This is a genomic window from Micromonospora sp. WMMD980, from assembly GCF_029626035.1.
Classification (GTDB): domain Bacteria; phylum Actinomycetota; class Actinomycetes; order Mycobacteriales; family Micromonosporaceae; genus Micromonospora.
Map to the genome: position 1 here is coordinate 4,643,556 of NZ_JARUBE010000003.1, position 16,047 is coordinate 4,659,602.

Consider the following 16,047-nt stretch of genomic DNA (forward strand, 5'->3'; position numbering starts at 1 on the left):
CGACTGATGATCTTCCAAGAACTCGTCCTGACCAACGTTGGCCCGTTCGCGGGCCGGCAAGCGATGCGCCTGGCACCGAAGGAGCCTGACCGCCCGATCGTGTTGTTCGGCGGCCTAAACGGCGCGGGTAAGACGACGGTGCTCGAGGCTCTGCTGCTGGTGCTGTATGGGACCCTTACTCCTGGCGCGAACCGGCGATCGACAAGCTATGAGAAGTATCTGACACAGCTGATCAACAACACGGCAGACCCTGCGGACGGCGCATCGATCGAGCTGCTTTTTCGGGCTGTGCATGACGGGGCTTGGCAGGAGTTTCGGCTGACCCGCCAGTGGGCGGTGGTCAGCGGAAAATTCCGCGAGCGGGTCGAGGTCAACCGCGACGGCTACCCGGACCAGGTGTTGACCGAAGGCTGGGCCGATCACGTCGAGACCCTGGTGCCGCGAGGTGTGGCCAATCTGTTCTTCTTCGACGGCGAGCAGATCGAGGCCTTCGCTGAATCAGATGTGTCTCAGGAGCTCGTCCGCGCCGCCGTCAGTGGGCTGCTCGGCCTGGATCTGGTCAACCGTCTGCAGGAAGACCTCATGGTGCTCGAACGGCGTCATCGCCAGGAAGCTACCCAGGGTGATCAACGCGAGACAATCACCGCCACGCAACACGCCCTGCAGCGGATGAAGCAGGACGAGATTGCGATGGTCCAGGAGATCGAAAGCGCCGAGCGTGAACTCAAGACCGCCGAGGAAAGCGCCGCACACGCACGCACTCGGCTGTACCGCGAGGGCGTGCAGCACTATCAGGACCGCGAGAAGATCACACAGCGAGCACACGAGGCGAAAGCAGCGGCAAAGATGGCCCGGCAAGCGATGATCGATGCCGTCGGTGGGTTCGGTCCCCTGCTGCTGGTGCCCGACCTACTCGCCGCCGCAGTCGCCCAGGCGACCGCCGAGCGCGATCATGCCGCCAACCTGATGCTGACTCGTATGCTTGCCGAGCGTGACGCTCAACTCCTCGAGTATCTTCGCGCACAGCGCGCCGGCGTCAAGGCACAGACGGCCGCCGCCGAGTTCCTCGCGGACGATCGCGCAAGTCGCGAGAGCAACGCCAGCACGGAAACCCTCCTCGGTGCGGACGAGGCGACGCTTACGACCGCTCGAGAACTACTCGACGGTGGCCTCACGGTAGCGCGGCGTGATCTAGAGGATCACGTCGCCGCTCTCGACAAGGCGCGCGTTGAACTCGACGCGGCAGAACGAGCAGCCGCTGCGGTCCCCCACGAGGACATTGGCAACGAACTCGTCGCGGAGTACGAGGAAGCTAACCACGTCGTGGCAAACATCCGCGGGAGGATCAATCGCCTGCACAACGACCTCGCCGCCGCCCGCACGAGCTACCAGAACTCGAAAAAGGCATTCGAAGCTCAACTGAAGCAGGCTTCAGACCAACAGCTGCGGACGGAGCGGTTGCGGCGCATCGTCGAGCACGCCGAACGGGCCCGCGCGACGCTGGCCATTTTGCGCACCCGAGCCACCGACCGGCACATCCAGCGGATCCAGTCCATGGTGCTGGAATCATTGCAACTGCTGCTGCGCAAGGACGGCCTCGTGCAGGAAGTGATCATCGACTCCGACACCTGCGAGATGGAACTCATCGGTCCGGAGGGACGTCCCGTACAACCCCGGACCCTATCCGCTGGCGAGCGTCAGCTATTGGCCGTCGCTCTGCTCGCCGGCCTCGCCAGAGCATCGGGACGCATGCTGCCCGTCGTCATCGACACGCCCCTGGGGCGCCTCGATAGTGATCACCGTGACCGATTCGTCCAAAGTTACCTGCCCAACGCCAGTCACCAGGTGATCGTTTTATCGACCGACACCGAGATCACCCCTGAGCTACTGGGCACCCTCGACGGCGCCGTTAGCCATACCATCCGTCTCGAGCACGATCCCGACAGCCACGCAACCTACCCCGTAGAAGGCTATTTCGCTGGCGCGCGTGAGGCCCAGCGACGCGAGGAGATGGCCCGATGACGCACCGGAGTAAGAGGTTTATAGCGGATGGCGCCGTCGTGGGCCCCCCGGACGCCGTCCGCATTGGAGCAGACGTTCGCGAGCAGCTGATCACAATGAAACGGCGGACCGGGGTGATGAATTGGAACGTGTTGTGCCGATGGGCGCTGTGCCGATCCCTCGCCGAGCCCACGGCTCCGACGGCCGCCTCGCTGAGCAGTGACACCGCAGTCGAGATGACCTGGAAGACATTTGCCGGCAACACCGGCGACCTCTACTGGTGGCTCATCAAACTGCGTACGCAGCAACTCCAGCTGTCACTCGATGAGCCCTCACTGCACGTTCAGCTGCGTGCTCACATCACCCGAGGCACGCAATATCTCGTCGGTGATGCAGGTATGCGCGATACGCCTGATCTCATCGCGCTCGTACGATGACGAAAGCCCATAGCAGAAGCGCGACGGGCTCAGGCACACATGGGATGCCCGATTCGCTGGGGCGAACGAGAGGCGCGACGCGGATCTGACCCCGGAAGGGTAGGCGAGTGGGTGTGGCGTATGAGCAGGCGGTCGTCGAAGTCTCACAGGCCGGCTCGGCAACAGACCGCCGCAGTACGGCGGCAACCTGGGCCCGGGTCCTAGCGTATGCGGACGACTCGGTGCCGCTCGGCACCCTGCTCGGCGGCCCGTCATTTGTCGATACCGACATCAGCGGCTGGTGCCGAACGCGTCGGGCTCAACGGGTTCTGGCCCGCCACGACCTCACCCATCTCGGAAAGCTGGTGGTCACGACACTCGGGCAGTTGCGCAGCATTCCCGACTGTGGTGCCGTCAGCGTCGACGACATCCTGGAAGCAGTACTGCTTGCGGTCATCGGTGACCACGAGTCCGCACTGCATGGCATTCTGCCCCTGCCGCGTGCGGAAAAAGATCAAGCCGTGCCCCTGGATGCAGCTCCGCCCATCGCCCGACAGGACACACCGGTATCGGACCCGCTGCTCGACATCCTCGAGAGTAGGTAGGAGTGAACATGCTGCCGTCCTGGGACCCGAACTGGAAGCGCCGCTACAACTCTCCCCCTGACAACCTGATCAACGACTTCTACATCCCGTCGTTCGCTCGGTCCACTACGTACGACCGAGCCGTCGGCTTCTTCTCTGCCAAGCTCCTAGCGTCTATCGCGCCCGCCATCGACCGGTTCGTGCTCAACGGCGGCAGGATGCGCCTCATCACCTCCCCAGCACACCTGAACGACGAAGAACTCGAAGCCATCGGTGAAGGCGAGGAGCTGCGGCAGCGCATCCGAGAAGACCTCATCGCAGCCGTCGCCAAGCCCATCCCTAACCCCGTCCTCGTCGACCGGCTGAAACTACTCACTTGGATGGTCGCAAACGACAGGCTCGACGTGCGCATCGCGCTACGCGAGCACCCGCGAGGATACGGTCTCTTCCACGAGAAGATCGGCGTGTTCGCAGACCATGAGGGCAACTGGATGACCTTCACCGGAAGCCCCAACGAAACGCTCGGCGGCGCCCAACTGCACTCAGAGTCATTTCCGCTGCACCGAAGCTGGGCCAACGAAGACCAACGCGCCTACGCGCAGGAGGAACGTGATCGCTTCGAGCACGTGTGGCAGGAACAGATTGACGGCATCGCACTCTGGCGAGTGAACGACTGGATCGAAGATCCCATGCGTTCGACCTTCGGCGTCCGCGCCCCCTCAGCGGCCCAGGCCAGAATCCACGAGCAAGGCGAACCCGACCGACTATACGTGTCGCTTGTTGATGACGCGACGTTCGTTCCGTCGCTCCCTGAGGACCTTGTTCTGCGAGACTATCAAAGGACCGCAGTCAATGACTGGCTCAAGGCCGGCGGCAAAGGCACCTTCGCCATGGCTACAGGGACCGGCAAGACACTGACAGCGCTCGCCGCCACAACCCAGGCTTCGATCTATGTCGCCAAAAGTGATCGTCCCCTACTGATCCTGGTCATCGTTCCTTCGATCGATCTCGTAGGACAATGGTTGTCTGATGCGGAGCGGTTCAACTTCCGGCCCGCCGTCTGCCATGGGGACCTGCGGCGCGGCCAAGAGGAGCATCTCAAGTCGGTTTTCTCGGCTGCTCGATCAAATCACGGACGCCGCACTGAGATGGTGATCACGACGGCCGACAGCCTAACCCCGCGCACCAATGAAGGCGGCTCAGATCATTTCCTGCAACGCCAGCTCGGGCGCCATAAGGGTCACCTGCTTGTCATCGGCGACGAGATGCATTCCCTGGGAACATCGAGCCGGTTGGCAGCGCTGCCCACCCACGCAACCATGCGGCTGGGACTGTCGGCCACGCCGAAACGCCATGGCGACGAAACCGGCACGGAAGCGCTGCTGGACTATTTTGGTGCCCCGGTGCTCTCCATCAGCATCAAAGAGGCCATCTACAGGTATTACGCCTTGGTGCCGTACGACTACTACCCGCAGCCGGTCGAGCTTACCGACGAGGAGAGCGTTCAATATCGCCTCATATCACAGCGAATCGCCCGGGCTTTTGCTGCCGAGGACGACCAAGCCGCCGAAGCGCACATTAGGGCACGCACTCGGTTGATCCAGCACGCGGCGAACAAGCGAGTGCGCTTGCGGCAGCTCATGGCGCAACGGCTGAGAAACGAGAGTCATCAGATCATCTACGTCGCGGAAGGCCGTGACCCTGAGTCGGACTTCTCGCAGCTAGAAGAAACCGAGCGGATGTTGGCCTCGGAGTTCGGCATGCGCGTTGAGCGCTACTACGGAGAAACTGACCGGCGCCGTCGAGAGCTGCTGCAGGCACGCTTGGCGTCCGGCGACATCCAAGCCCTGCTGGCGATGAAGTGCCTCGACGAGGGTGTCGACATCCCCTCGGCTCGGATCGGCGTGATCACCGCCTCCACCCAGAACCCACGGCAGTTCGTCCAGCGCCGCGGCAGGCTCCTGCGTCGGGATCCCGACAACCCGAAGTCACATGCGGTGATCTACGACTTCATCGTCATGCCGCCACGCCCGGACGGCGCGGCGTCGGAATCTGAGAAACGCCTGATCGGAGTCGAGCTGTCACGCGCCGCCGAGTTGGCGGATGCGGCTCGCAACAGCGAGGCTCTATCCTCAGTGATTGCCTGGGCGTACGAGTATGGGCTGCGCCCTGCCGAGTACACGTGGATGGACCTCACCGCTGAGGGCGACATGGAGGAGTGGGCGCAATGAGAGCCTTCGAGGAGCACATGAAAGAGCTGGCAGCACAGCTGAGCCCTCAAGCACTCCTCGTCACCAAGTTCATCATCGAGGCCGAGCACCGGCGCAGGTTCTCCGATGACCGCACTGACCTGCAGGAAGAGTTCGCCCTGCGCGCGTTGCAGACGGTGCAGAAGGCAGGGGAAGGTCAGTGAAGTTCACCTCTCTGACCATGAAGAACTGGCGGCCCTTCCACGGCACCCACCGCATCGACTTTTCCACCGACCCCGAACGGCCAGTGACGTTGATCCTTGGCCCCAACGGGGCGGGCAAGACCGGACTGCTCAACGCCTTCACGTGGGCTCTGTACGGTGACTTCACCGACGGCTTCGAGATTAAGGAGAGCCTCGTCAACATCGAGGCCCTCAAGAACGATCCTGATGCAGAAACCGTCGTCGAACTCGAGCTCGAACATGCAGGAGCGAACTACAAGGTCAAGCGGAAGACCGACGCCCGAAAGCAGCTCGACGGCGACTACCCCGTGACAGTCACCAGGAACGGTGAGCTGACGATCATGGATGAGATATACCGGATCTTGCCGAAGCCACTCAAGGACCTGTTCTTCTTCCCGGCGGAAACGTTTAACAACGCAAGTGTTCTGCAGGGCGATCGGCCGGGGGAAGGCGCATCTCTGAATATCGGGTCGGCAATCAGGGCGTTGCTGGCAGGAGACATTTACGATCACGCGGCCGAGGATCTACGCGGCGCCCTCGCGAGCGAGGCCCTGCGCCCGACTCAGAAGTACACCAACGAGACAGTGGACGCGGCGCGCCACGCCTGGGAGCAGGCACAGATCGAACTCACTGCCGCCGAAGACAGGCGCGACAAGCTCCCGGACCTGCTTGCACAGGCCCGGGATCAGGCCGCCCGGGCTAAGCGGGAGGCGGAAAAGTATAATCCCGACGAGGTAAAGAAGTGGGAACGCAAGTACTCCGCGCTCAAGGTTGCGGTAGATGCCGCCGATGGTATGGCACAGCGCGCTCATGATCTCTACCTCGCTTTGGTCCGAAACGCATACCTCCACTTCAGTCAACGCGCTACCGAATCAGCCGTTCAGCGGCTTGATATAGCCGAGAAGTACGGTCTGATGCCGCCGCGTATTCACGACTCAGTACTGGAGAAGTCCCTCGCTGACGGCGTGTGCGCGCTGTGTCGGACACCGCTCGCCGACGAAACGCGCACACGAGTCGCAGAACTGCTGTCCCACGTGACCGAGCACGCGATCGCCGTTCTCGGGCTGGAGACGCGAACAGAACTCAAAAGCCATCTGGAGCAGTTCGAGCGCCAGATCACCGATCTGCGCGTCCAGGTCGGCTCGCTCGCTGACGACCTAGGAGTGGCCGGGCCGGCAAAAGACGCGGACATGCGAATGCTGCAGTCGGTGCTGCGCATGAGCATCGAGGCGGCGAGCCGTGCACAGACCAAGAGTCGGCGCGAACTCAAGGAATTTATGGAGGAGCAGGACGCTCCGAGCGCGGTTGGCGGAAACAGCCCTGTTGACATCGCCATGTTCAAGCAACAGGCCGTCGACCGGCTCGAGCAGGAGTTCCGAGAAATCGATGCAGCCATCGAGGCCGCCAAGCTGCTCGAACGTGAGAAAATGGCCGACTACACCCGGAAGTCGTCCAAGCTGGACACTCATAATCGGCGGACGGCGGCTATCGAGATTCTTCGTGCAGCCAAAGATTTCTTCGATGCGGCCCGCAAAGGGTTGAGTATCCATGGTCGGCAGGATTTCGCCAATGCAATCAATGAAACCTATACTGATTTGATTGCTAAGCAATACGAGATCCGCGTTGGTGAGGACTTCAGTATCACTGTGGCCGCAGAGGGTCGCGACGAGCCGATGCCGCTGTCGCAATCGGAGAAAGTTCTCCTGCTGATCGCTTTCCTCGGCGCCATCGCGCGACTCGCGCCAGTCTATGCCGAGATTGCACGCAGGAACGAGCAGTTCCAGCGGGCAGGCGAAGTGAAGACATCTTCGAAGGAGGGTTTCCCCGTCGTGCTCGACTCTCCGACCAGTCCGCTGGACGACGAGTACGAGGTCGACGTAGTGCGGGCGCTTCCGCACCTCCTCCCGCAAACTATCGTCATTGTCTCGGCGAAGTCGGTCGAGACATGGGAGACGATCTCCTGCGATGTCGGGAGCGTCAATATCATGGAATTGACGTCCCATAAGCAAAGCAACCGGCATGTCCGCTGGAATGGGAAAGATCACATCTACAGCACCCAGGACGACGGTGTCGAACCGGCACGTACACGCATGACGAAGATTGGCTGAGGAGCCGTCGTGGCGAGTGTCTACATTTACCCTATGCACCGGCCGCTGCTCGATTCCCTGATCGCGACAGGGAAGGCGAAATCTGTTGCCGCAGGGACTAAGACAGGGCCGTTTCGAGAAATGCGCGACGCTTACGTATTCGTAGCCTCAATGGCGCTCGCGATGAATCAGCCCGCTACGCCGAACGCTATGCCTGATTCCAGGAAAGACGCTGTTGAGATTCAGGACCGGGTATTCCTGCGCGCCGAAGGTGCTCGCGAGTTGGCTGCTGCGGCGGTACTAACTAGCGCGGAGGCGGGCGATTTCGAGCGCGACACGCTGCGACACGAGCTGGACCTGCTCTCTGAGCAGTTGCTCGTAGAACGGCTCGCCCTTCTGGACCGCTACGCCTTCGCCGGCTTTGAGTGGCTGCGCGAGCGGCAGGACGACGAGAGTGGTGTTCGGGACCTGATTTTATCCGCGATCGACAGCGTCGACTGTGTCCAGCGGCAAGTGGACGATGATTCGGACGTTCAAGACCCGCTGTGGTCAATGCTCAGTGGTCTCCAGGACGAGGCGCTCTAGCCCAGCGCTCCCGTAGTAATAGTGGGAGCCGCGTCCTCGCGTACGAGGCGGTTCGCGGCTCAAATACGACGGTTGCCGTGCCACCGGGACTTCTCGACGGCACCGCTATTTCAGTATCGGGATTGTCAAGCCCTTAGTGCTCCCAAGGTATTTCGCGGCACGTGATCAGCTGTTTGCCAACGCGGCTATGAGCGTCCCGGTTACCAGGTATGGACCTAAGGCAATGTTGTGAGCATGGCGCAGCGCCAAGCGTGCTAGCGCTTCGGGTAGTGCGAGCACGAAGGGCAATAGGCTGCCGAGGAGAACCGCGTGCCAGCTGATGGTGCCCAGGGCAGTGCCGAGCAGGGCGGCTAGCCGCACGTCGCCCAGGCCCATTCCGCTGCCTGCCACGACGACCAAGGCCAGGTAGAGCCCGCCCAGCGCAGCTGCGGCGAGCGCGGCGGTGACCAGCGTTCGAGTCTGACCCGTGGTCGCCGCCTGGCCGGCCAGCACGACGCCGACGGTCAGGGCGGCGACGCTGATCACGGGCGTGGGCAGCCTGCGGACCGCGACGTCGACGGCGGCGAGCAGCACGCCGGTGTGCATCACCACCAGCCAGACCGCCAGTAGGGGCAGGCCGCCGGGGGCGTCGCGCAGAATCCAGGCCAGGCCGGCAGAGGCAACAGCCAGCCCGATGCCACACAGCTCCGATACGGCCACCAACGTCAACGCGCTCCTAGCCGGAACACGGCTGAAAGCCGGGCTGCCCATCCTGGCCGTCCCGGACGCGGGCGAGCCTGCGATGGCTGGCGGGTTGGTCACCAGCCAGGTGTACGCGTATGGCAGCGCCAAGCCGGCGAGGGCGCCGCCGGAGAGTGCCAGCCCCAGTACTGCGGGATTCATCGGCTGCGGTTGCCGTGGCGCGCGATGGGCCTACGCCGGGCCGGTATCGGCAGCGGTCGGCTGGGCACAGCCGTCGCGGTAGGTGTCCGACCAGCGCCGCATCTCGCGCATGAACGACGAGAGCAGCGGCAGCAGGTGCGTGCCGGCGGCAGTCAGGGAGTAGGTGCCGGCACCTGCGTCGTCGGTATGGTGCACCAAGCCGCCGTCGCGTAGGCGGCGCAGGGCGTCGTTGAGCGACTTGGAGCTCGGTGCCGGTTGGATCTCGCGCAGCAGCTCTGAGAATCGCATCGGCCGTTGGCCGAGTGCCGTGAGGATCTCCAGGGTCCACCGCTGGGCGCACAGTTTGATCGCGTCGTGCACGGCGTGAAGGTCGTCGTCCATCCGCCTCCCCTCCCCGTCAAGGTCGGCCAAAGGACGAGTCTAGGTGATCGACTGCTCTACGTGAACAAAGAATTCACGTTGAGTCAGGTGGAGATCATCGAGGCATCGAGTCACGTCGTTGAAGAGCTGGTGCGCCGGTAAGGTGGCGGCAGCCCTCCGCGAGCGCATTCAGGGCGCCCGCCAGAGCGTTCCCCATAGTGGACAGGCGATAGGCGCCCGTGGTGGCGACCACGTCCCAACTGCCGTGCGGTTCGCGCCGCAGAAGTCCGGTCGCCGCGAGCCAGCACAGGTCGGCCCGCAGCGCCTCACGGGAGGCCTCGTCCACGCCACCGAGGTCACCGACAGTGGCGGCAGCGCGGTCACGCAACGTCACGAGAGCCGCGATGGCTGTGGGCCGACGGGCGAGCTCCGCAGCAAGGTCGGCGGGCTGAGGACCCTCGGCGGTGCGGCTCATAATGCGCGCTCCCTTGAGATTTTCTGAGGATTCTAAGGCCTTCGATCCCTGCGGGCATAGTGTCGCGAATACGACACCGGCTGGTCGGATTGCGTCGAAAGACTCGCATTATCGGTGGCCTCGAGGTGAGCACCTGACGGTAATCACCGGAAGGTAAGCACGTTGCGGTAACCGTGGGGGCCGGGTGTAGAGGTGGGTTCAGGCATCCGTGCGTGCAACTTCCACGACAGCGGGGCGGGCCCGCGTCGCTGTGGCCAGGAACCGTCAGGAGGCAGGGCGGCAGATGACGAGCCGTAACAGACAGCGAACTTCCACCGTTCGATCGCGAGGCCGCCGCTCTCGCGTGGCGGGCTCGGCGATCGGCCTGTGCCTGGTGGTCGGCACCGGAGCGTGCGACGCCGGGAACACCGGGCAAGAAACTTCTCCCACCACCTCCGTCACTGTTCCCGCGCCCAGCCAGGATCCGCGCGGCGCCGCCGAAGGCGCAGCGCTGGATGCGTACCGCGGCATGTGGGCCGCGTACGCGGAGGCCGGCCTCACTGCCAACCCCGACGAGCCTGACCTCAGCAGGTTCGCCGGCGACGGCGCGCTGAAGACGCTGCGGAACGGCCTGGCCGCCTACCGGAGCAAGAAGCAGGTGCTCAAGGGCAAGTACGTCCTGAACCCGGAGGTGGCCGAGGTCGCGCTTACCGCCTCGCCCGCGACGGTGACGGTCACTGACTGCATCGACGACAGCGCCTTCCTGGTCTACAACCTGTCGGGTGAGCCGATCAACGACGTGCCCGGGGGCCGGCGGAGTGCGCGGGCCACGGTCACGAACCTCGCTGCCGGCGGCTGGAAGGTCACCAGCTTCGGCGTCCAGGACGTGGGGTCGTGCTGATGCGTCGCGCCGTCCAATCCCTGATCGCCGCGGGCGCGGCAGCGGTCGTGCTGGCATCCGGAAGCCCGGCACGTGCCGACGGCGGTATCGGCGGGGTCAGCTGCACGCAGAACCCGTCGGCCCCCGAATGCGAAATCAACGCCGGCACCCCCGGCGGCCCTGGCGGCTCCACCGGCGGCAGCCAGGGCGGCGGCGGGTCCGATGACGGCTCGGGTGGCGGCGGCGAGGACGGCTGCTACTGGGCGCCGGTCGACGTAGACCTCCCGCCCCCGCCGGGCAAGGGCCCAGAGGGCGGCTGGTATTCGCGGACCTGCGTGGGCAACGGGCTGGGTTCGCAGGAGGTGCCGGTGTGGCTGGACCAGGCGCCGACGGTGAATCTGACGGCGTTGGCGCAGACAGCGCGTTCTCGTCTGCGCCTGCCCTCGCCGCAGATCCGCACGAATCCCACCACGGCGCCGTTCGTGCTGGTGCAGGTGCCGGTGTGGCTGTGGGTGGACCCGGCGACGTGGGGGGCCCAATCGGCGACCGCGTCCGTGCCTGGGGTGTCGGTCACCGCCACCGCGACGCCGACCCGGGTGGTGTGGTCCTTCGGCGACGGCAGCGACGACCTGACGTGCACTGGTCCGGGCAAGCCGTGGAAGCCGGGCACCGATCCGCGGGCATCATCGCTGTGCGGGCACACCTACACCTCCTCGTCCGCTGCCGCGGCGGGGGCGGCGTTCCGGCTGCGGGCGACGGTGACGTGGTCGGTCACCTGGTCCGGTGCCGGTAGTGGGGGCACTCTCGCTCCGCTCACGACGACCTCGACGGTGTCCGTGCGGGTGGCGGAGTCCCAGGCGATCGTCGGAGCTGTCCGGTGAGCGTCACCACCGACCGTCCCCGGGCGGTGAACACCGCCGCTGCGGACCTGCCGCCGGTGCCCGCCGGTACGCGGCGGGTGGGGCGGCGCAGCGGGCGGCGTGTGGTCGCGGGGCTGCTGCTGGTCCTGGCGACGGTGGTGACGTTCTGGCAGGTGGACCTGCGCCGGCACGCCGATGAGCAATTCCTCGCCGTCGCGCGGGACGTACCGGCGGGTCAGGTCATCACCGACGCCGATGTGCGGGTGGTGCGGGTGGCGAACCCGTCCGGCCTGGACCTGGTCCCGGCCGAGCGGCGCGGCGGGATCGTCGGCCGTTCGGCGGCGGTGCCGCTGGCGGCAGGGAGCCTGCTGGTGTCGGCGCAGGTCGGGCCGGCGGCGTGGCCCGCGGCGGGGCAGGCGGTGATCGCGGTTCCGGTCAAGCCGGGCCGGGCCCCGACGAGCCTGACCGCCGGGTCGCGGGTGGTGGTGCTGGTCGCCCCGCCTGCGGGGGGCGGGCAGCAGGCGCCGCAGCAGAACAACGGTGTGCGCCGGGCGGTGGCCACGGTCGTGTCCGTGGCGGCAGGCGCCGACCAGGTGGGCACGCAGTTGGTGACGGTGCTGCTCGCCGCGGATGCGGCGGAAGCGGTCGCGGCGGCCCCGGGGGACGTGTCGCTGGTGCAGCTCGGCCCGTCCCAATGAGCTACGAGGAGGCGCGGGAGATGTTGGTGGTGGTGGCGTCGGTGTCCGGCGCGCCGGGCGCGTCGACGGCCGCGTTGGGGATGGCGGCGTTGTGGCCGGACCGTCCGGCGTTGCTGGTGGAGGCCGATCCCGGTGGTGGGGTGGTCGCGGCGCGGTTCGGGCTGGCGCAGGAGCCGGGACTGGCGTCCCTGGCGGCGGCCGCCCGGCACGGCGGGCACACCGGCGGGGCGGCACCGTACGTGCAGCAGGCGCCGTTGGGTTTGCACGTCCTCGTCGGGCCGGGTGCCGCCGAGACCGCCGCGGGGGCGGTGTCGGTCCTCGCCGGCCAGGCCGACGCGGTCGCGCGGTTGGCGCCGGTAGTGGTCGCCGACGCCGGCCGCCTCTACGCCAACAGCCCCGCGTGGGGTCTGTTGCGCTCCGCCGACGCGGTCGTGCTGGTCACCTCGAGATCGACGGAGTACCTGGATCACCTGGACACCCGCCTGCCGGCGCTGCGCGCCGCGGCGCGGCCGGGTGGTGTCGGGCTGGCGGTCTGCGGCAGGTCCGCCTACACCCCGACCGAGATCAGCGGGCGCCTCGGTGTCCCGGTGTGGGCGCAGCTGCCCGCCGACCGGTGGGGCGCGGGTGTCCTCGCCGGGCGGATGACGGGGCGGGCGTGGACACGTACCCGCCTCGCCCAAGCTTTGCGCGCCCTCGCCGCGTCCCTCGCGGCCGGCGGGCGGCCCACCGGTGCGGCGCTGGAGGTCGCGCGGTGACCGCCCCGACCCTGAACGGCGGCACGACCGCGGCGCCGCCGGAGGTGGTGGCGCGGCTGCGGGCCCGGGTCAGCGACCGCCTGGCCGCGCACGGCGCGCAGCTTCCCGACGGCGAGCGCCACGCGGTGATCGCGGGATACATCGCCGAGGAACTCGTCGTCCACGCCCGAGAGGACATCTCCGCCGGCCGTGTCCCGCTCACGCCGCAGGCCGAGGCGGCCCTGGCGCGGGCGTTGCGGGACAGCTTCACCGGCCTGGGCGGCCTGCAGAGGTTGATCGACGACCCGCGGGTGGAGGACATCTTCGCCAACGGCTGCGACAACGTGTGGATCCGCACCACCGACGGGCGGGTGCAGCGAGTGCCGCCGGTCGCCGCCTCCGACGACGACCTGGTCGACCTCGTGCGGGTCGCGGCGGCGCGCAGCGGGCAGGAGGAGCGCCGCTTCGACCGCGGTTCGCCCGGCCTGTCGCTGCGGCTGCCCGGCGGGCAACGCCTGTTCGCCGTGATGGCGGTAGCGAAACGTCCCTCGCTGTCGATCCGCCGCAACACCCTGCACCGGGTGACCCTGGACGACCTGCTGCACCGCGGGGAGATCACGGCGGGGTTGCGGGAACTCATCCGGGCGCTGGTGCGGGCGCGCAAGAACATCGTGATCTGCGGAGGCGTCGGCGTCGGCAAGACCACCATGCTGCGCGCCGCCGCCGGCGCGATCAGCCCCCACGAGCGGATCGTCACCGTCGAGGACGCCTACGAACTCGGCCTCGACGAGGACACCGACGCCCACCCGAACACCACCGCCCTGCAGCAGCGGGAACCGAACCTCGAAGGCGTCGGCGGCATCGACATGTCCACGATGGTGCGCTGGGGCCTGCGGATGCGCCCGGACCGGGTCATCGTCGGCGAGACCCGCGGCGCCGAGGCCGTACCCATGCTCCTGGCCATGTCGCAGGGCAACGACGGCAGCATGTGCACCCTGCACGCCTCCTCCAGCAAGCAGGCCCTGACCCGGCTGGCCATGTACGTCATGCAGTCGCCGGAGAAGCTGACCTTCGACGCGGCCAACGTGCTCATCGGCCAGGCCGTCGACTTCGTCGTGCACCTGGATGTCGCCACCGACGGCACCCGGGTGGTGTCCTCCATCCGCCAGGTCCTGGAGACCGACGGCACCCAGGTCCCCTCCAACGAGATCTACCGACCCGGCCCCAACCGGCGCGCCGTCCCCGCCGCGCCGATCCGCGCCGACACCCTCGACGAGCTCACCGCCGCCGGCCTCAACCCCGACCTCCTCGTCCGGGACCGGTGGTGAGCATGGACCTGCTGCCGATCCTGCTCGGCCTGGGCTGCGCCGCAGGCCTAATCCTCGTCGCCGACGGGCTACGCCGCCGCCCACCCGGCACTCCGACCACCCGGACACGGCAACGGTGGACGTCGGCCGACCGCACCCGGCTCCTCGCGGCCATCGTCGCCGGATTCGCCGCCGCGGCAGCGACGCGTTGGCCGGTCGCGGCGCTGCTGACCGCCGCCGCGGTGTGGGCGCTGCCCCGCGTCCTCGGCCCCGACCGGGAGCACACCCGCGCGATCGCCCGGATCGAGGCGATCGCCACCTGGGCCGAGCTGCTGCGCGACACCCTGTCCTCGGCCGCCGGCCTGGAGCAGGCCATCACCGCCACCGCCCCTGTCACACCCCAGCCCATTCGCCCCCAGGTGCAGGCCCTCGCGGGGGCGGTGCGCGGCGGAGCACGGCTGCCCGACGCGCTGCGCGCGTTCGCCGCCGACCTCGCCGACCCCACCGCCGACCTCGTCGTGCGCGCCCTGACGCAGGCCGCCGGCTACCACGGCGGGCAACTGTCCCAGTGCCTGACCAGCCTCGCCGCCACCGCTCGCGAGCTCGCCGGAATCCGGATGCGGGTGGCCACCAAACGGGCCGCGACCCGCACGGCCGCCCGGGTCATCACCGGCACGTCGGTGGCGATGGTCGCCGGGCTGATCCTGCTCAACCGCGGGTTCCTCGCCCCGTACCGCAGCGTCACCGGGCAGCTCGTGCTCCTCGTCGTCGGCGCGGTGTTCGCCGGCGGGTTCTGGTGGCTGGCCCGCGCCTCCCGCGTGCCGCAACCACCACGGGTGCTCTCGGCCGACCAGCCCGGGCAGGTGGCGTGATGGCCGCCTTCGTGGTGGCGTGCGGCGTCGTCGCCGGGCTCGGCCTGGTCCTGGCCGGCACCGGCCTTCATCCCGCCCGGCCCAGCCTCGCCCAGGCCCTCGACGCCCTGCGCCGCACCCCGGCTGCCCCGGAAGAACCAGTGGGGGCCAGGACCCGGCTGCTCGCCGCGCCCCTGCGTGCCCTCGGCCTGCCCCGGCAGCGGATGCGCGCCGACCTCGCCGTACTCGGACGGCCGACCGCCACCCACTTGGCCGACCAGGCCCTCGCGGTCCTCGCCGGCCTGCTGCTGCCCCCGGTCGCGATGGCCGTCCTCGCCTCCGGCGGGGTCAGCTTCGCCGCCGGCATGCCGCTGTGGGCGTCGCTTGCTGGCGCGGCCGGCGGCTGGTGGCTGGCCGAGACCACCGTGCACGCCGAGGCGCAGCGGCGCCGCGACGAGCTGCGCTACGCCCTGTCCGCCGTGCTCGACCTCGTCGTCATCTCCCTCGCCGGCGGCGCCGGTCTCGAACAAGCCCTCGACGACGCCTGCGCCGACACCCACGGCTGGGCCGCCGGACGCCTGAACCGGGCCGTGGCCACCGCCCGGCTGCTGCGCATCCCGCCCTGGCAGGCCCTCGGCCAGCTCGGCGAGGACACCGGCGTCGTCGAACTGCAGGAACTCGCCGCGACGATGAGTCTCGCCGGCACCGAAGGCGCCCGTATCCGCGACTCCCTCACCATCCGCGCCGCCACCCTGCGCGCTCACCAGGCCGCCGCCCTGGAGGCCCGGGCCAACTCCGCCACCGAACGTATGTCCATGCCGGTCATGCTCCTGGCCGCCGCCTACATGCTGTTCCTCCTCTACCCGGCTGTCACCGCCGTCGACAGCTTCTGACCCCGACACACCAGAAGGAGAAAC

17 protein-coding genes are annotated in these 16,047 nt (G+C 67.5%); 14 read left to right on the forward strand and 3 right to left on the reverse strand.

Features of this window, described 5'->3' with window-relative positions:
- Nucleotides 1-6: 6 nt before the first annotated feature.
- The 7 genes from dndD to O7618_RS21820 all read left to right on the forward strand — a co-directional run bounded on the left by dndD (nucleotide 7) and on the right by O7618_RS21820 (nucleotide 8,104).
- Complete coding sequence (gene dndD, locus O7618_RS21790; RefSeq protein ID WP_278107978.1) at nucleotides 7-2,022, forward strand: DNA sulfur modification protein DndD; 2,016 nt, start codon at nucleotides 7-9, stop codon at nucleotides 2,020-2,022.
- The gene (dndE, locus tag O7618_RS21795) at nucleotides 2,019-2,438 is read left to right on the forward strand and encodes a DNA sulfur modification protein DndE (RefSeq protein WP_278107979.1); all 420 of its coding nucleotides are present in this window, start codon (nucleotides 2,019-2,021) and stop codon (nucleotides 2,436-2,438) included. The genes dndD and dndE overlap by 4 nt, the downstream gene beginning before the upstream one ends.
- Before the next feature lie 113 nt (nucleotides 2,439-2,551).
- The gene (locus O7618_RS21800; RefSeq protein ID WP_278107980.1) at nucleotides 2,552-3,022 is read left to right on the forward strand and encodes a hypothetical protein; all 471 of its coding nucleotides are present in this window, start codon (nucleotides 2,552-2,554) and stop codon (nucleotides 3,020-3,022) included.
- A gap of 8 nt (nucleotides 3,023-3,030) precedes the next feature.
- The gene (locus O7618_RS21805) at nucleotides 3,031-5,232 is read left to right on the forward strand and encodes a DEAD/DEAH box helicase family protein (RefSeq protein ID WP_278107981.1); all 2,202 of its coding nucleotides are present in this window, start codon (nucleotides 3,031-3,033) and stop codon (nucleotides 5,230-5,232) included.
- On the forward strand, nucleotides 5,229-5,414 hold the full coding sequence (locus tag O7618_RS21810; protein ID WP_278107982.1) for a hypothetical protein: 186 nt from the start codon (nucleotides 5,229-5,231) through the stop codon (nucleotides 5,412-5,414). The genes O7618_RS21805 and O7618_RS21810 overlap by 4 nt, the downstream gene beginning before the upstream one ends.
- The gene (locus O7618_RS21815; protein WP_278107983.1) at nucleotides 5,411-7,540 is read left to right on the forward strand and encodes an AAA family ATPase; all 2,130 of its coding nucleotides are present in this window, start codon (nucleotides 5,411-5,413) and stop codon (nucleotides 7,538-7,540) included. Before O7618_RS21810 ends, O7618_RS21815 begins: the two co-directional genes overlap by 4 nt.
- 9 nt (nucleotides 7,541-7,549) lie before the next feature.
- Entirely contained in the window at nucleotides 7,550-8,104 is a 555-nt protein-coding gene (locus O7618_RS21820) for a hypothetical protein (protein ID WP_278107984.1), read from the forward strand.
- A 165-nt stretch (nucleotides 8,105-8,269) separates the two neighbouring features.
- Here the strand turns inward: O7618_RS21820 and O7618_RS21825 are convergent, their stop codons facing one another.
- The 3 genes from O7618_RS21825 to O7618_RS21835 all read right to left on the reverse strand — a co-directional run bounded on the left by O7618_RS21825 (nucleotide 8,270) and on the right by O7618_RS21835 (nucleotide 9,821).
- On the reverse strand, nucleotides 8,270-8,986 hold the full coding sequence (locus O7618_RS21825) for a prepilin peptidase (RefSeq protein ID WP_278107985.1): 717 nt from the start codon (nucleotides 8,984-8,986) through the stop codon (nucleotides 8,270-8,272).
- A gap of 30 nt (nucleotides 8,987-9,016) precedes the next feature.
- The gene (locus O7618_RS21830; RefSeq protein ID WP_278107986.1) at nucleotides 9,017-9,367 is read right to left on the reverse strand and encodes a helix-turn-helix domain-containing protein; all 351 of its coding nucleotides are present in this window, start codon (nucleotides 9,365-9,367) and stop codon (nucleotides 9,017-9,019) included.
- Between the two features lie 94 nt (nucleotides 9,368-9,461).
- Complete coding sequence (locus O7618_RS21835) at nucleotides 9,462-9,821, reverse strand: hypothetical protein (RefSeq protein WP_278107987.1); 360 nt, start codon at nucleotides 9,819-9,821, stop codon at nucleotides 9,462-9,464.
- 343 nt (nucleotides 9,822-10,164) lie between these two features.
- On the opposite strand from O7618_RS21835, the gene O7618_RS21840 reads away from it, so the two are divergent.
- The 7 genes from O7618_RS21840 to O7618_RS21870 all read left to right on the forward strand — a co-directional run bounded on the left by O7618_RS21840 (nucleotide 10,165) and on the right by O7618_RS21870 (nucleotide 16,023).
- A complete protein-coding gene (locus tag O7618_RS21840) occupies nucleotides 10,165-10,701 on the forward strand; it encodes a hypothetical protein (protein ID WP_278107989.1) in 537 nt (178 codons plus the stop codon).
- Nucleotides 10,701-11,561 carry a hypothetical protein gene (locus tag O7618_RS21845; protein WP_278110110.1) on the forward strand — a complete coding sequence of 287 codons (861 nt, stop codon included), beginning with the start codon at nucleotides 10,701-10,703 and terminating at the stop codon, nucleotides 11,559-11,561. Before O7618_RS21840 ends, O7618_RS21845 begins: the two co-directional genes overlap by 1 nt.
- A gap of 101 nt (nucleotides 11,562-11,662) precedes the next feature.
- Complete coding sequence (locus O7618_RS21850) at nucleotides 11,663-12,238, forward strand: SAF domain-containing protein (RefSeq protein WP_347405427.1); 576 nt, start codon at nucleotides 11,663-11,665, stop codon at nucleotides 12,236-12,238.
- Between the two features lie 20 nt (nucleotides 12,239-12,258).
- Nucleotides 12,259-12,993, forward strand: a complete 735-nt coding sequence (locus tag O7618_RS21855) for a hypothetical protein (protein WP_278110112.1) — start codon at nucleotides 12,259-12,261, stop codon at nucleotides 12,991-12,993.
- Nucleotides 12,990-14,300, forward strand: coding sequence for an ATPase, T2SS/T4P/T4SS family (locus O7618_RS21860; RefSeq protein WP_278107991.1), 1,311 nt, complete (start codon nucleotides 12,990-12,992; stop codon nucleotides 14,298-14,300). Before O7618_RS21855 ends, O7618_RS21860 begins: the two co-directional genes overlap by 4 nt.
- 2 nt (nucleotides 14,301-14,302) lie before the next feature.
- Complete coding sequence (locus O7618_RS21865; RefSeq protein WP_013289172.1) at nucleotides 14,303-15,151, forward strand: type II secretion system F family protein; 849 nt, start codon at nucleotides 14,303-14,305, stop codon at nucleotides 15,149-15,151.
- Nucleotides 15,151-16,023: a type II secretion system F family protein gene (locus tag O7618_RS21870; RefSeq protein WP_278107992.1), complete on the forward strand. Its 873-nt coding sequence runs from the start codon at nucleotides 15,151-15,153 to the stop codon at nucleotides 16,021-16,023. Before O7618_RS21865 ends, O7618_RS21870 begins: the two co-directional genes overlap by 1 nt.
- Nucleotides 16,024-16,047 lie beyond the last annotated feature (24 nt).

Coding starts and splice junctions, on each gene's coding strand:
- O7618_RS21865 (WP_013289172.1), top strand. CDS start 14,303: ATGGACCTGCTGCCGATCCTGCTCGGCCTGGGCTGCGCCGCAGGCCTA.
- O7618_RS21830 (WP_278107986.1), bottom strand. CDS start 9,367: ATGGACGACGACCTTCACGCCGTGCACGACGCGATCAAACTGTGCGCC.
- O7618_RS21845 (WP_278110110.1), top strand. CDS start 10,701: ATGCGTCGCGCCGTCCAATCCCTGATCGCCGCGGGCGCGGCAGCGGTC.
- O7618_RS21810 (WP_278107982.1), top strand. CDS start 5,229: ATGAGAGCCTTCGAGGAGCACATGAAAGAGCTGGCAGCACAGCTGAGC.
- dndE (WP_278107979.1), top strand. CDS start 2,019: ATGACGCACCGGAGTAAGAGGTTTATAGCGGATGGCGCCGTCGTGGGC.
- O7618_RS21835 (WP_278107987.1), bottom strand. CDS start 9,821: ATGAGCCGCACCGCCGAGGGTCCTCAGCCCGCCGACCTTGCTGCGGAG.
- dndD (WP_278107978.1), top strand. CDS start 7: ATGATCTTCCAAGAACTCGTCCTGACCAACGTTGGCCCGTTCGCGGGC.
- O7618_RS21805 (WP_278107981.1), top strand. CDS start 3,031: ATGCTGCCGTCCTGGGACCCGAACTGGAAGCGCCGCTACAACTCTCCC.
- O7618_RS21855 (WP_278110112.1), top strand. CDS start 12,259: ATGTTGGTGGTGGTGGCGTCGGTGTCCGGCGCGCCGGGCGCGTCGACG.
- O7618_RS21825 (WP_278107985.1), bottom strand. CDS start 8,986: ATGAATCCCGCAGTACTGGGGCTGGCACTCTCCGGCGGCGCCCTCGCC.
- O7618_RS21870 (WP_278107992.1), top strand. CDS start 15,151: ATGGCCGCCTTCGTGGTGGCGTGCGGCGTCGTCGCCGGGCTCGGCCTG.